Below are 15,141 nucleotides of genomic sequence, written 5' to 3' on the forward strand. Positions count from 1 at the left end.
CTATTTAATCATTCAATCCTTATTTTTTTGCAAAAAATAGTTATTAATTGCTATATAATCTGCTGAATCACTAATATCATACCTTTTCTCATTAAATTTAATTGCGTAAGCATTTTGCTGTAATAACATATTCTTAATGGCATCTGTTAATTGAATTTCATTTGCTAAAGAAGGAGTAAGTTGTTTCAAATATGAAAAAATATCTGGATGAAAGACATACCTCCCTATCACAGCTAGATTAGAAGGGGGGGTTTTTGGTTTTTCAATGATATCAAGAATTTCATACATATTTTCAGAATCGTACTTCCCTTTTATAACACCATATTTATTTAGTTTGTCATTTGCGACTTGCAAGACACCAATCATGTTCGTTTGATACACCTCGTATTTCTTGATCAGACGAGATAATCCAATCTGCCTGCTATCAACAAACAAATCGTCTGGAAGTAGAACTGCAAAAGGTTCACCACCAATAAATGATTCCCCTTGTTTGATGGCATCTCCGAGTCCTAATGCATAAGGCTGTCTAATAAATTGAATCGTAACGTTTGGAAGATCTAGTTTTTTCAATTCTTGAAGTTTCTTATTTTTCTTTAGAAATTCCTCTAATTCAATAGAACGGTCAAAATAGTCTACAAGTATATTTTTCGAGCGAGAGAACACGATTAATATTTCTTCAATGCCACAAGCTACCGCTTCCTCAACTATGAATTGAATCGCTGGGCGGTTGTTAATCGGAAACATTTCTTTAGGTAGCGATTTAGTAACAGGCAAATTTCTCGTTCCATAGCCAGCTGCAGGTATAATTGCTTTACGAATACTCACATAATAACCTCCTTGTCATGATATCTTCTATTATTTTATTCAACTAGAATCATCAAGGAAGTTGTCCAATAACTAATTGGCGGTAATCTCCACTAAATGTCATAGGTATAAGTGAGTTTTTCTAATCTTGGACATATACTCATACGAAATCGCTCCCAGAAACATAAGCTATAAACAGCCAAAGATACGAGTGGTTCAGAGAGGAGAAATTTATGATAATAGTTTGTGGAAACTTCTTATTGAAACAAATAGTTTCAAGTGCTGGATTGAATTATTTTGGGGTGGGGAGATCATGAGGATCCTCGTAACAGGAGCCGGTGGATTCATTGGTTCTAGCCTTTGTGAAGAATTGTTAAAAAACCCTGACGTAGACGTAACTGGTATAGATTTTTTTCTAGGACATACTAAGAAATCAATTGCAAAAAGAAATATAATTGACCTTCTAAAACATCCAAGATTTCAATTTATTGAAAAAAATCTGCTGCAATTAGACGACTTCAAACTGTTAAAGAATATTGATTATGTCTATCATTTAGCCGGAATCCCTGGTGTCAGGTCAAGTTGGGGAGAAGATTTCAAGAAATATGCCGACCATAATATCATCATGACTCAACGTTTATTGGAAGCATGCCGAATCTATCCAGTGAGAAAATTTATTTTTGCTTCTACTTCATCAGTATATGGGGAACAAAAAGGAATGGTATCAGAACGTGTTCAGACAAAACCATTATCTCCATATGGGATGACTAAACTAGCTTGTGAACATTTATGTCATATTTACAATAAAAATTTTCAAATTCCGACTGTTATCTTGCGTTATTTTACTGTATACGGACCTAAACAACGGACAGATATGGCTTTTCATAAATTTATTAAAAGTATACTAGAAGATAAACCAATAGTTATATACGGCGATGGTAAACAAACGCGAGATTTTACGTATATAGATGATTGTACTAAAGCTACTGCTTCCGTAGTATTTGCCAATAACGTTATTGGAGAAACGATAAATATTGGCGGTAAAGAGCGTGCATCTGTATTAGAAATTATTAATATCCTCGAAGAAATATTCAACAAGCAGATTATCATTACCCACCACGCTGAATCAAAAGGGGAACCAAAGCATACGTGGGCTGATATTTCAAAAGCACAGCTACTGTTAAATTATTCCCCACAAGTTCCCTTAAAAGATGGTATCAAACAGGAAGTGGATTATATTAAGTATCTGTATTAGAATTAACCTATAAAAGCCAGTTTGTATAATAATCATACAAACTGGCTTTTAAAATATTATCAAGGTTGGTAAAATTATCGTCCTACTGCTTTATTTTTATTTCTCCTCCCAACTTTAATAGGGCGTTCGTTATCATTATTGAATATCTTCACTGTGGTAAGATCATTTAATGCTTCCATCAACCGATTCGTTACCTGTTCTTGATTTAATAGCTGATCTTTCATCATTTTCTCTGTGTTCTGACGAAATTGACTCACAAACTCATTGATATCTGTAACTTTTCTGTTTTGAACGTCAGATTTAAGGATCGTTATTAAATTATTGATATAATCATTATTAAATTGAGACAATAATATTTCTCGTAACATGTCTTGATTAGATTTACTCTTATTATTTTGTCGTCTTCTATGCGAACTATTTTCAATTCTATTATTTGTTTTAGTTGTAACTAATGGCTCTGTAAAAGTATCTTCGGCAGCATGAACTAGATCTTCATTAACTTGGAGGTCTCTTTCTTTATAAACATTGTCCCAAATCGTCTTGATTTCATTTGCAACCCGATTCCAATGGTAATTTTCTTCTGCTAATCTCCGACCATTGTTCCCCATCTTTATTGCGTTTGATGGTTCGGAAAGTAATTCCGAGATCGGTTTGACAAATGACTGAGGGTTTTCTGGACTTTCTACAACAAAGCCGTTCACACCAGGTTGAATAACTTCTGGATTTCCACCTCTCGCCGTTGTAACAATGGGGAGTCCGGCAGCCATTGCTTCATAGTGCACGCGCGCTAACGGTTCTTCCCATTGAGAAGGGCAGACAAACATATCTGCCGCCGCAAACCAGTTTTGTATTTTATCAGGTGAAACAAAACCAGTATTAACGACAGGAAAAGGTAACCGAGAGGCAAGAGCCCTAACGTAAGCAATGTAATCCGTGATTCCATCTTGGCTAAACCACTTACTCCCAACGATAACAAGCGCAATGTCCGAGTGCTTTTTATATACTGTCTCCAATGCTTGAATCAGCACATCTACTCCTTTATTAGAAGAGAGTCTCCCAGCAAATAAAATGACTTGTTTATCTTGCAAGTCATGTTCATGTCTAAGCTGATCACGAACTTGCTTTAAGCTACCTTTTGTGGATGGCATAAACCGATCTAAATCAACACCTGAATAGATGGTATTTAATTTAGAAGCTGCTTGCGGAAATGAATTTTTTATCGTTGTACCAACATAGTCGCTGACAGTGATAATTTGATCCAGTTCTTCAATCACTTTAGAGGCTTGTGTTTGATCGATCTTTTGCGGAGTAAACATATCATTATGCATACTTAGAATTAGACGCGATGTGGGAGCGGCGTCCCTAACTGATAGAACTAGACGGGGTCTGTTGAAAATATGAATCAGTTCAAAAGAGTTTGCTTGAAGAAATTTCTCAACACCTTCTCGATATTTTTCAAACATCCCTCCAGGTATCCTTACATAATGAATGTTGTCAACAATCTCCTCCGTAGCTAAATCAGGGTCTGCTACACTAAGAATAGTGATATTACGTTCTTTTGATAGTATTTTTGTTGTTCCATCAATATACGTTTGTATCGCTCCTCCTCTGATGGGGGGAACAGGTAGTTTTTCTGTACAGATCATTAAATAGTTCATATAAACTCTCCCCTTTTCCAAATACGACTTAGTTCTTGTATTGCTGGCCATTTAGACTGATCTGTCACAACAATGGTTTCTATCAATGCTGCTAATTCTTGATCTAAAAATAGCTCGGGTTGATAGACCATTTCTTTTACATTTTTATAAAATTCATTAGGCAATGACATATCAATAAGCAGCATATCGTATAAATCTTCTTCAATCGGATTGGTTTCGTTGTAAGCTTCTGTCATCTCAATAATCCAATTGACATCCCAAGTTCCCATATCATCCATTGTGCCGGTAATTAATTTTCGCAAATCTCGGATCGGTAGGTCATATGCAACACCGTCTAAATCTATAATCCACATTCCTTCCGCACCCATTTGTCCATTCGACCAACCATAATCTTGATGAACTAATCCCCAGAATTGATTTCCACGAGCAGTAAGCTCCTTATATGAAGATGTATCTAATCTTTTCTTCGCATTTACTGCTTGCTGCTTAAATAAATCTACGTGTTGAAGAACGACTGAACTGGCAGGCATTTCTTGATAAGATTGTGCAATATTTTCAAACCATTCCATCTTATTGATAACTTTCTGATACGTCTTTGGCCATCGGTGAAGCCTTGATGCTACTTCCGCACCTTTTGGTGGCTTGTAACCTTTAGATAGAAAATGAAATTCACCTAGAGCCCGACAGAGGTGTTTCGCCCCTTCTAAATCTTCAGAAACTTGCTCTAGTGGCTCTATCCATTCTGCAACAAACCATATTTTCCCTCCTTTTAACACAGTAGTTTCGCCTTGGTTTGTTTTTATGATTACTGGTATTCTAGCTTTTTTTTCATGAACCAAATATTCTTGCGCCCCAATACTAAATAAACTTCTAGATGGACGACGGTGCAAAATTTTTAAACTTCGTGGTCCTTTATCGGTGTCAATCTTCCAAATCAATCCGCCTTTATCCTCTTTAGTCGTAATAACTTCCATGTGATGGACACTCATGTCATATTCTTTAACTACTTCAAGTGCCATGTCCTCAATGTAAGCAGGAACATAAAATTCGTCCATAGTATCGTCAATTTCCCATGGGATAATTTGATTTTCTTGCATGTCTCTCTCCTTCCAAAGAAATAATAGTTTATATAACTATGACTAGCGTATTCTTAAAGTAAATCAACGTATCCATAAAGGCCTATAACTTAGCGTGTTTTATTAATTTTGTGTAGAATGTGCTAATTGCCAGACTTTAACTTAGTGTAATGTCGTTATTTAAGAAAAATACAATTTAGGTTATGAAACTACTTCATATCCATCCCCATTTAAGGTAAAATACAATTAGTAACTCTTATGACCAAGTACCAAGTAAACTCAAGAATAGATAAACGTGTTTTAATGGAACATACTCAGCACGGAGATTAATCTAAAAGGGGAGAATAATATGTCAAAGAGAGTCGTTGTTACAGGGGTAGGGGCAATCACCCCACTTGCTAATACTGCATATGAAACATGGGAGAAAATTAAGAATGGTGAATCAGGAGTTGCTCCTATTACGAAAATTGATATGACAGAATATAATGTAAAAGTTGCTGCAGAAGCAAAAGGATTTGCAGCAAAGGATTACATGGACTTTAAAGAGGCGAGAAGGATGGCAAGATTTACTCAGTTTGCTGTTGCAGCGAGTAAAATGGCGATGGAAGATGCCTCTGTAGAAGTCGGTAAAGATGTTGAGGCTGAGAGAGTTGGTGTATGGATTGGTTCTGGAATTGGTGGATTGGACGAGTTCGAGGAACAACACAAAAAATTTCTCAACAAAGGGCCAAAACGGGTGAGTCCTTTCATTATCCCGATGTTCATTCCAGATATGGCCTCTGGTCGTGTCTCCATCGAACTCGGTGCAAAAGCCATGAATAACTGTTCTGTTACGGCATGTGCATCAGGTGCAAATTCGATCGGCGATGCGTTCCGGGTAGTACAAAAAGGCGATGCGGATATGATGATTACTGGCGGGGCAGAAGCGGCGATTACGGAGATGACTTTAGCTGGGTTTGCGAATATGACAGCTTTATCAACGAACCCTGATCCTGCTACAGCAAGTCGACCATTTGATAAAGATCGTGATGGGTTTGTCATTGCTGAAGGATCAGGGATTCTTATCTTAGAAGAATTGGAACATGCAAAAGCAAGAGGTGCAAAAATTTACGGAGAAATCGTTGGATATGGCGCTACTGGTGATGCCCATCATATCACGACCCCCGCTCCAAACGGAGAAGGTGGACGGAGAGCGATGATTGCTGCACTTAATGATGGCAGTATTTCACCTGACGATGTAAATTATATAAACGCGCATGGTACGTCTACACATTACAATGATTTATATGAAACAAGAGCAATTAAAGATGTATTTGGCAAACATGCTTATCAATTAGCTGTTAGTTCGACTAAATCGATGACAGGTCATTTATTAGGTGCATCCGGAGCACTTGAAGCGATTTTTTCATTATTAGCAATCAAAGATTCAATGATTCCACCTACCGCTAATTATAAAACACCCGATGAAGAATTAGATCTAGATTATGTTCCAAACGTTTCAAGAGAGAAAAATGTTGATATTGTTTTATCAAATTCGCTAGGGTTTGGTGGGCATAATGCAACATTAGTTTTCAAAAAAATAACTTGATAATACTCACATCCAACCACTAATTTTTGTGGTTGGATGTTTCATTCTCTTTTCATCGTCCGAGAATTCCGCTATAGTAATAGATGTTAGGATGGTGTGAATAGTGAAAATGACAACTAAAAACGAACCCGAAGTAATGGAAAGTAAAAATAATGATATTAGTTTTTCAACGGAGGAACAATTTCGTTACAAACGAGTGAAGGAAAAAAAGCTTACGGATGTGTTTGAAATCGCTTTTTGCGGGCATTTTTCTGCTGGCAAATCAACAATTCTAAATAAGCTATTACAAGCTGAAGTCCTTCCTACAAGCCCAATTCCAACGAGTGCCAATCTGATACACATTCGCCAAGGCGAATTATCTCTTACCGTACATAATTATCAGCAAGATGACATTGTTTTTCACGGTGACATTCCTTGGGATAAAGTTCGCAGGTGGGGTATGAATGGAAACGAGTCTTCAGGCATGACGATTCGTGCACCTCTTCCATTTCTAGGATCACACGGGTCTATAGTTGATACGCCAGGTGTCGATTCTACGGACAAAAATCATGAAACTGTTACCGTCGAACAACTGTATACGACGGACGTGATTGTTTATGTGATGGACTATAATCATGTTCAGTCAGAAACAAACATTTATTTCTTGAAGCAGTTATCTACTTTGCAAAAGCCTATTTTTCTCATTATCAATCAAATCGATAAACATAATGATGCTGAAATTTCGCTGAAAGATTTCAAGCAGTCTGTTGAAGATCTAATGACACAATGGGATATTAACTTTATCGAATTATTTTTCACTTCGATGAAAAAAGAAGACCATGAAGCAAATCAATATTCAGCTTTTGAAAGCCAATTAAAAGCGCTACTATATCATGGAGATCAACTTTTAGACAAATCGCAAAAACTTATTGAAAAAGGATTCTACCAGTCTGTCAATGTTCGAATGAAGGAAGAATTGCAACAAGAAATCAAACATGTGTACGACACTATTCAGGAAAAGGGATATGATGTTACCGACTTCGATCAACATGAAATACTGGAAAATGAGCTAAACGAACTGAAAAACTACGAAACAGTGATCCGTGAAAATTATAAAAAAGAAACGACACGGCTTTACGATAATGTAACGTTGTTTCCTTACACGACAACGGAACTCGCAAGAAGTTGGTTAGAATCAGTGCAACCAGGTTTCAAAATGGGGCTTATCTTTTCTAAGAAGAAAACAGAAGAAGAACAGAATCGACGAGCAAATGCTCTTGTAACCGAACTTCAAGATAAAATCAATTCCCAACTCCTGTTTCATGTTCGAGAGTATTTTCAAAAAGTTGATCGGAAAGAGTTATCGAATCAAGAACTATTCGACACCCATTTGCAGTCGTTACGTTTCCAAGTCTCATCTGATTGGTTACTTCAACAAGTGAATTCAGGCCCGATGAGTCGAGACTATCTCTACATCTTCACAAATGAAGTTACGAAAAAAATTGTTAAGATTATTCAAGACCAAGCTGCAACTATTTTATCTACTCAAATTGAAGGTTTTCAGAAAACAGTTATAGCTAACGAAGAAAAGGTCAAAGAGAAGTTAGCTACGTTGGACAAATTAACACCTTATAAAAATAAATTAATTGAGATAAACCGTACGTTCGACGACCAGTTCAGCCTTATCAATGAACAAATTCAACAACTCTCAAATGATGATTCGTTTGTAACAAAGATAAATGAAACAAAGCAGCTTAGTTATCCTAGTAATAACAGCGATATTTTTGAAGATATTGTCATGCCTGATGATTCTGTCATAGAGCGCGATGAGGAAGTTGATTCACGTTCTTTTGTTCAATCAGATTTTTCTGAAGAAGAGGTTAACCTTTGGATGTCACAAGTTAAACGTGCACTTTTAGAAAGGTCACAGTCATCGTTATTGCAAAATGAACGTCAACAATTACTTGATCGAATACACCGTAATGAAGATCAGTCGTATGTCATTTCGCTGTTTGGCGCATTCAGCGCTGGTAAATCAAGTTTTGCTAATGCTCTCTTAGGTGATGATGTGATGCCAGTTTCACCTCACCCAACAACTGCGACTGTGTTAACTGTTCAACAATCAGATGAGAGCTATGCACATGGTACTGCATTGATTACGATAAAATCAAAACAAGCTTTGACCGAAGAAGTGAAATCGATTGGTCATTCATTGGATCTCGAATTGGATCTTCCTAAATTACTCAATAAATGGGAGCCTGCTAGTCAAAAATTTGTGTCAAATTGGCAAAAAACAAGTGCAAAATATTTATCTGTGATCAAACAAAGCGTTCAGGAAACAACGTTATCTCTTGGAGAGACAATGACGATATCTCACGATGAACTGCATGCATATGTAGCCGAAGAAAAAACTGCTTGTTTAGTGGAAAAAGTTACGCTTTACTATGATTGTAAACTAACCAAAAAAGGTATCATTTTAGTCGATACGCCTGGAGTCAATTCGATTCATGCCCGCCATACAAATGTTGCTTTTAAACAGTTACGCCAATCTGATGCTATTTTTTATTTAACGTATTATAACCATGCTTTTTCAAAAGCAGATCACTACTTTCTGCAACAATTAGGAAAAGTAAACGAAAGCTTTGGTTATGACAAATTGTATTTCGTCATTAACGCAGCTGATTTAGCTAACAGTCGTCGTGAATTAAATGGTGTGAAACATCATGTTAAAGAACAGTTAACACGAAATGGAATAGATGAGCCGAGACTTTACACACTTTCTAGTAGAGATGGGCTAGCTGAAAAGCGAGCGGAAGCAGTTGATAGTGAGACCAGTTTTTCACAGTTTGAAGACGTGTTTTACCATCAAACAATATTAGAGTTAAAATCATTAAGCTTTTCGATTCTTAAAAATAATTTGGAGCAATACACTCATAAATTGAATGACACTGCTACGTTTATGAATGAAGATAAACAAGCACAAATTCAGAAACAAAAAGCGATAAAAGAAGCAGCTGAAAATGGATTGAAATACGTTGAAGAGTCTTCTTTTTCTCATACAGTACAAGAAGTTCTCCATGAATTAGACCAATTTTCGTTATTTCTTCGACAAAGAATGCACTTTGTTTTAAATGATTACTTCCCTTCGGCGATTAATGTTTCTGTATTAACAGGTTCAACAAAGAAGGAGTTACACGCACAACTAACTGCAGCTATTCAAGAATGGCGAGGACTCGGTGAACGTTTCTTAAAGCAGGAACTTGAATCTGTAACAATTCGTTTGGAAAATGCGATAAAAAAAGCTAGTGAAAAATGGGTCATTAGTGAGAAAGATTCGATCAACAAAAGGTTACCTTATCTGCAAGTAAATGAGGAATTAAGTCGCGTATCCATGGATGTCAGCATAGGCGAGATTACTTTCCCGATTGATGCAAAAACATATTTACCGTTGCTGAATTCAAAAAAAGACTTTTTTGAAAATCAAAAAATAAAACAGTTGAAAGAAAAGTTAGTGTCTGACGGAACAACTGAAGCAAGTACTGTTATTTTTAACTACGAAGAGAAGCTTCGTGAAATTACCTTAGATCGCTTGTCAGATATAGAAGAAATTCTTAAGAAACGTTTGAGAGCGGCAATTCACGAAGAAAGTGTTCGATTTGATGCAATCCTTGATGTAGAAGAACAAAAAGCAGTGCGTAAGGAACTTACTTCCTTATCTGAAATTCAATAAAATAGCTATAACTATCGGTCAAATGGGTCACCTTAATGATAACAATGGAGGTGACAACATATGGGTAAACAAAAAGGCCATCGAAATAAGCAATCTGGAACAGCTAGAACAGGCAGTGTCAATCCATTAGGACAACCACCAGATAATGATAATGCTGGGGAAGTAGTAAGCGTAGAAGCTGAAAGAGCAAAAAAGAAAAACACTAAATAAAAGCTACAGGAAAACAAGCAGAGAGAGTAGAATCTTATCCGCTTCCTTATTTAGGAGGAAGTGGATAGCATTCACTCTTTTTGGTCATTTAAAAGTAGGCATTTAGCTTTCCAATCAAAATTTATAGCCCCGCAATTTAATATGAACAATTTTTCGTGACCTCTCTACCGATTGTTGAATAAAGTACCAAAGAGGGGGGAGAGGCTTTTGAAAATGTATTCCTATGTAGACGTATTAGCAACTTTAGATGTGAAAAGTGCTCATCCTGGAGGGCTAGAATTAACAAAACTACTTTTATCCAAGGAAGATATCACTGTCGATTCACGCATATTAGATGCAGGTTGTGGAACAGGAAAAACGACGGAATATTTGGCTGAGACATATGGATGTCGTATTGATGCGATTGATCAGCATTCTGATATGGTTACTAAAGCTAGGTCAAGGCTTACTAATTTAGAAAAAGTGTTTGTAAAAAAAGGATCGATTGAAAAGTTACCTTATGGATCTGATTTATTTGATATTATACTTGCTGAATCGGTGATGGCTTTTCTTCATAACAAACAAATAGGATTAGCAGAACTTAAGCGCGTCTTAATGGATACCGGCTCATTAATTATGAATGAAATGGCACTTATTCATCCATTAAAAGAAGAAGACAAAAAAATAATGCAACGATTTTATGATGTCCCATGTTTATATTCAAGAGAAGAGTGGACAGAATTGCTAAAAAAAGCAGGATTTTCAGAGGTTTCAGTATTGGATGTTGAAAAGCAGCTTATTAACAATAAAAATCTAGTCGACATGTCATTGGACAAAAATATAGATGGAAATTGCTTAGATATCTTAGATGAGCATCTTAGATTAGCTGACTACTATAAAGAGGAAGTAGGATTTCTGTTGTTCCGTTGTAAAAATTAATGATATATTCCTATTGGACTTTTATCTAACAGCAGATTTAGGTCCATTTTATTATCCGAATAGAAATAATTGTATAATTCTTATCATATGAGAATTGAAAGCGGAAACATTGTCTTGGAACGATTCTAAATTTAAAATGAATGAAAATTAGTTTTGTTAAATACATTGACACAAGAATTACTTGCATCATATACTTATAATATTAATCCCGAGTAACATTATAGGATAAATAAAAATAGTTATATTAAGGGGGAGAAAATATGGAACCAGTTGTGATAAAAAATGTAGAGAAAACCTTCCCTGGTAAAGAAAAAAAAGACCAATCATTTACGGTCTTCAAAGATATTTCTTTAACGATTGATTCTGGAGAGTTTGTTTCCTTATTAGGTCCTTCCGGATGTGGAAAATCAACGTTACTAAATATCGTTGCCGGATTAGATCAAGCAACTACCGGTGAAGTGACGGTAGGATCCAATAAAATTCTCTCACCTGGGTCTGACCGAGGTGTTGTCTTTCAAGAAGCGGCATTAATGCCTTGGCTTACTGTACTAGAAAATGTCATCTTTGCAACAAAGAAAAAAATGGGCAAAGAAGACGCAAAAACACATGCTAAAAAATACTTAAAACTTGTTCATTTAAGTAAATTTTTTGATTCTTATCCCCATGAACTTTCCGGTGGAATGAAGCAACGAGTTGCAATTGCGAGAGCGTTATCGATGGATCCTAAAGTATTACTAATGGATGAACCATTTGGTGCTCTCGATGAACAGACTAGAATGATGCTTCATCGTGAAGTTCAATTTATTTGGGAGGAAACGAAAAAGACGATTCTATTTGTCACACACAATATCCGAGAATCAATTTTACTCTCTGATCGAATCGTTTTAATGGGAACGCGTCCTGGAGGAATTAGAAAGATTTATTCTGTTGATCTTCCGAGACCACGCGACCCTTCTTCTCCTGAATTTATCCAAATCGAACAAGACATCATGTCTATTTTAGGCGGAGAAATCGAAAAAGTAATGAAGGAGGAGATGGGGGATGACTTCAATTCTAAGAAAGCTAGTCTTCTTTACGGGACTGATCGTAATATGGGAGATCATATTTAGAATTTATTCTCAGCAAACCAATTATTTCCCCTCTCCATTAGGGTCTGTACAGCAATTATATATTGGATTATTTGACACTGGGATATTAGCAACTGCCTTAACAGAAAGTTTACAGCGAATCACTGTTGGTTTTACATTAGCGCTTATCATTGGTGGATTTCTTGGTGTATTAATTGGGGTTTCAAAATTGGCAGATGAAACGATAGGATCACTTGTTATCGCTTTGCAGTCTGTTCCTAGTATCGTCTGGTTACCAATTGCACTCGTTTTATTTCAAGGTGGTCCAGGGGCTATTTATTTCGTTGTTATTCTCGGTGGAACATGGGCGATGACGTTAAATATCCGGATGGGAATAAAAAATGTTCAACCAATCTTAATCCGAGCAGCAAAAACGATGGGCTATAAAAATACAGAATTAATTTGGAAAGTCATGCTTCCTGCCTCTATCCCATCTGCTTTAACTGGCGCACGGCTTGCATGGGCATTTGGTTGGCGTGCATTGATGGCCGCAGAATTGATTGGTCGTGGGGGATTAGGTAGAACATTAATGGACGCGCGTGATTTCTTTAATATGGATCTCGTTGTAGCGATTATGATTATTATTTCTTGTATTGGACTTATAGTAGAGTACTTTATTTTTGGAAAAATCGAGAAAAAAGTTTTGTCTCGATGGGGACTTAACAATTCAACAACATAACATTAGGAGGAAATAAAATGAAAAAATTTATAAGTGGAGCAGCAATAGCGACAACTGTATTGGTTGTCAGTGCATGTGGTACTAACGATAACGAAGCACCAAATAATGAAAATGAGGCATCTGGAAATTCATCATCTGGAGATAGCGAAGTAAATATAGGGTATTTTCCTAACTTAGATCATGCCGCTGCGATAGTTGGTAAAGAAAAAGGTTATTTCGCTGAAGAAATGGGAGATGGAATAGAGTTTCAAAACTTTCCTAATGGAAATGAATTTATGGAATCACTTGATACAGGTGTAATTGACTTAGGATATGTAGGACCTGGTCCTGCAATCAATTTTTATCTATCTGGTTCTGACGTCGTTGTCATCGGTGCAGCAGCAAATGGCGCGACATTAATTGTTTCTAGAGAAGACTCTGGAATTCATACGGTCGAAGACTTCTCAGGACATTCTTTTGCTACACCAGGTAACGGATGCACGCATAATGTTCAGTTAGAGCAGATGTTGCTAGAGAAAGGAATGACGACCGATCGCCGTAATGGAGAAGTGGAACACCAATCAAGAGTTAATCCAGCAAGCATGGTTGCAATGTTTGAGCAAGGTTCTATAGATGGCGCAGCCGCACCTGAGCCATGGGGTACATTACTAGTCGAAGAACATAATGCGAATGTTGTCACAGAGTGGGATGATGTATTCCTAGGCGAAGAACTAGCAAGCGTTGTTTTAGTCACGACTAATGAATTTCTGGAAGCAAATCCTGAACAGGTTGAGCAAGCATTAATCGCTCATAAGCGTTCGGTTGAATATGCACAAGAAAATGAAGAAGATACACTAAATACGGTTAATGATTTGATTTATGACTTAACGCAAACACGCCTGCCAGAAGAAGTGTTAGAAAAAGCGTGGCAGCGAATGACAATCACGACTGAAACTCATGCTGATGCTTTACAGGAATGGGCTAACGCATCACATGAATTAGAATTTATGGAGCAGGATCCGAATTTAGATGGTTTCGTCGATACGTCCATCTTAGATAGGTTAATAGCTGAATAATAGTAGATCACTAGAATTGTTAGACTGATCATTTGAGGAAATTACTCAAATGATCAGTCTTTTTTTGTGGAGTGATAGGCCCACGCAGTCTGAACGAACGAGAATAGAATAACAAGAACGAAAAAATAAAGGAGGATTTAAAGTGGAAAAAAAGTCGGAAGAAACAGTTAAACCAATGGAAGATTCTAAAAAAGAAGAGAGAAAAGAACCTGTCTCTCCTCGTGACCCTTGGGCGGATCTGCTATTTGGCTCGCAAAGCGAAGCAAAAATGACACAAGAAGTTGATCAAGACAAAGAAGTACGACCAGATGATGAATCCAAACCAACAAATTCATTCTCTTGGTTGTAAATTCTACTGCAAGTAGTAAAAACACTGATATATTCTTTAACATCATTACAGATAAAAATCTACAAAAGGTTTACACTCTTAATTATAACGCCATTCGAGTGATGAGGAGGTTTTTTTGCTGATGTTAAAACAAGATTTTCAACTAAAGGAACGTATTAACATGTCAAATGTTATGGCTTTCGTTCACGTCAGCAGTTTATACAAAAGCGATGTTTATTTTTTAAAAAACAATATAGCTTATAACTCGAAATGCGTTTTAGGTCTTGTCAATGCAATGAAAGATATGAAAAAAGACGCGGTAATTACTGTCCAAGCTCAAGGTGATGATGCCAATGAGGCGATAAGTCACCTTAGTCAATTATTTAAAGGAGACAGTACGGAGGCTAGTCAGCAATTTAAGGGCCATTGACTTTAATGATAAATACTTGATAGAAGAAGTATTTATTTGTCTATCATCAAACATTTCTAACTAATCTGAGGCTAATTTTTTCCTAATAGAATTTAGGAAAAAATTAGCCTTTATTCGTCGTTCTTACTGATTGATTTCTTACTGATTGATTTCTTACTTTCCTTCAGTAGCTCCCATATAGTTGCTAAAACCTTTTAAATCAAATGGACACTTCTATCGTACTTCTAGTCCTCCTTTCCACAAAGTTGTTTACTAAATTTCAATTCTTTGCGATGTATGGAAGAACACCTTAGTAAATAATTAG

The 15,141-nt window shown here is 36.5% G+C and carries 13 protein-coding genes; 10 read left to right on the forward strand and 3 right to left on the reverse strand.

Annotation, left to right across the window (positions count from 1 at the left end; translation table 11 throughout):
• Positions 1–12 precede the first annotated feature (12 nt).
• Positions 13–825, reverse strand: a complete 813-nt coding sequence (locus tag ACM26V_RS06305; protein ID WP_416150582.1) for a UTP--glucose-1-phosphate uridylyltransferase — start codon at positions 823–825, stop codon at positions 13–15.
• A 292-nt stretch (positions 826–1,117) separates the two neighbouring features.
• On the opposite strand from ACM26V_RS06305, the gene ACM26V_RS06310 reads away from it, so the two are divergent.
• The gene (locus ACM26V_RS06310) at positions 1,118–2,059 is read left to right on the forward strand and encodes an NAD-dependent epimerase/dehydratase family protein (RefSeq protein ID WP_416150583.1); all 942 of its coding nucleotides are present in this window, start codon (positions 1,118–1,120) and stop codon (positions 2,057–2,059) included.
• Between the two features lie 74 nt (positions 2,060–2,133).
• Here ACM26V_RS06310 and ACM26V_RS06315 read toward each other — a convergent pair whose 3' ends face one another.
• Positions 2,134–3,717, reverse strand: coding sequence for a glycosyltransferase family 4 protein (locus ACM26V_RS06315; protein ID WP_416150584.1), 1,584 nt, complete (start codon positions 3,715–3,717; stop codon positions 2,134–2,136).
• Positions 3,714–4,814, reverse strand: coding sequence for a CotS family spore coat protein (locus ACM26V_RS06320; RefSeq protein ID WP_416150585.1), 1,101 nt, complete (start codon positions 4,812–4,814; stop codon positions 3,714–3,716). The genes ACM26V_RS06315 and ACM26V_RS06320 overlap by 4 nt, the downstream gene beginning before the upstream one ends.
• Positions 4,815–5,142: 328 nt before the next feature.
• Here ACM26V_RS06320 and fabF point away from each other — a divergent pair, with 328 nt between their 5' ends.
• From fabF to ACM26V_RS06365, 9 genes are all read left to right on the forward strand, one after another.
• Positions 5,143–6,381: a beta-ketoacyl-ACP synthase II gene (gene fabF, locus ACM26V_RS06325; protein WP_416150586.1), complete on the forward strand. Its 1,239-nt coding sequence runs from the start codon at positions 5,143–5,145 to the stop codon at positions 6,379–6,381.
• A 109-nt stretch (positions 6,382–6,490) separates the two neighbouring features.
• The gene (locus tag ACM26V_RS06330) at positions 6,491–10,090 is read left to right on the forward strand and encodes a dynamin family protein (RefSeq protein WP_416151803.1); all 3,600 of its coding nucleotides are present in this window, start codon (positions 6,491–6,493) and stop codon (positions 10,088–10,090) included.
• Between the two features lie 60 nt (positions 10,091–10,150).
• A complete protein-coding gene (locus ACM26V_RS06335; RefSeq protein WP_416150587.1) occupies positions 10,151–10,300 on the forward strand; it encodes a hypothetical protein in 150 nt (49 codons plus the stop codon).
• Positions 10,301–10,513: 213 nt separating this feature from the next.
• Positions 10,514–11,218: a class I SAM-dependent methyltransferase gene (locus ACM26V_RS06340; protein ID WP_416151804.1), complete on the forward strand. Its 705-nt coding sequence runs from the start codon at positions 10,514–10,516 to the stop codon at positions 11,216–11,218.
• A 260-nt stretch (positions 11,219–11,478) separates the two neighbouring features.
• Complete coding sequence (locus tag ACM26V_RS06345; RefSeq protein WP_416150588.1) at positions 11,479–12,327, forward strand: ABC transporter ATP-binding protein; 849 nt, start codon at positions 11,479–11,481, stop codon at positions 12,325–12,327.
• A complete protein-coding gene (locus tag ACM26V_RS06350) occupies positions 12,260–13,024 on the forward strand; it encodes an ABC transporter permease (protein ID WP_416150589.1) in 765 nt (254 codons plus the stop codon). The genes ACM26V_RS06345 and ACM26V_RS06350 overlap by 68 nt, the downstream gene beginning before the upstream one ends.
• A gap of 17 nt (positions 13,025–13,041) precedes the next feature.
• Complete coding sequence (locus tag ACM26V_RS06355; protein WP_416150590.1) at positions 13,042–14,079, forward strand: aliphatic sulfonate ABC transporter substrate-binding protein; 1,038 nt, start codon at positions 13,042–13,044, stop codon at positions 14,077–14,079.
• 142 nt (positions 14,080–14,221) lie between these two features.
• Positions 14,222–14,428 carry a hypothetical protein gene (locus ACM26V_RS06360; protein ID WP_416150591.1) on the forward strand — a complete coding sequence of 69 codons (207 nt, stop codon included), beginning with the start codon at positions 14,222–14,224 and terminating at the stop codon, positions 14,426–14,428.
• A gap of 121 nt (positions 14,429–14,549) precedes the next feature.
• On the forward strand, positions 14,550–14,837 hold the full coding sequence (locus tag ACM26V_RS06365; protein ID WP_416150592.1) for an HPr family phosphocarrier protein: 288 nt from the start codon (positions 14,550–14,552) through the stop codon (positions 14,835–14,837).
• Positions 14,838–15,141 lie beyond the last annotated feature (304 nt).

It is taken from the genome of Salipaludibacillus sp. HK11 (genome assembly GCF_047795645.1).
Lineage (GTDB): Bacteria > Bacillota > Bacilli > Bacillales > Salisediminibacteriaceae > Salipaludibacillus.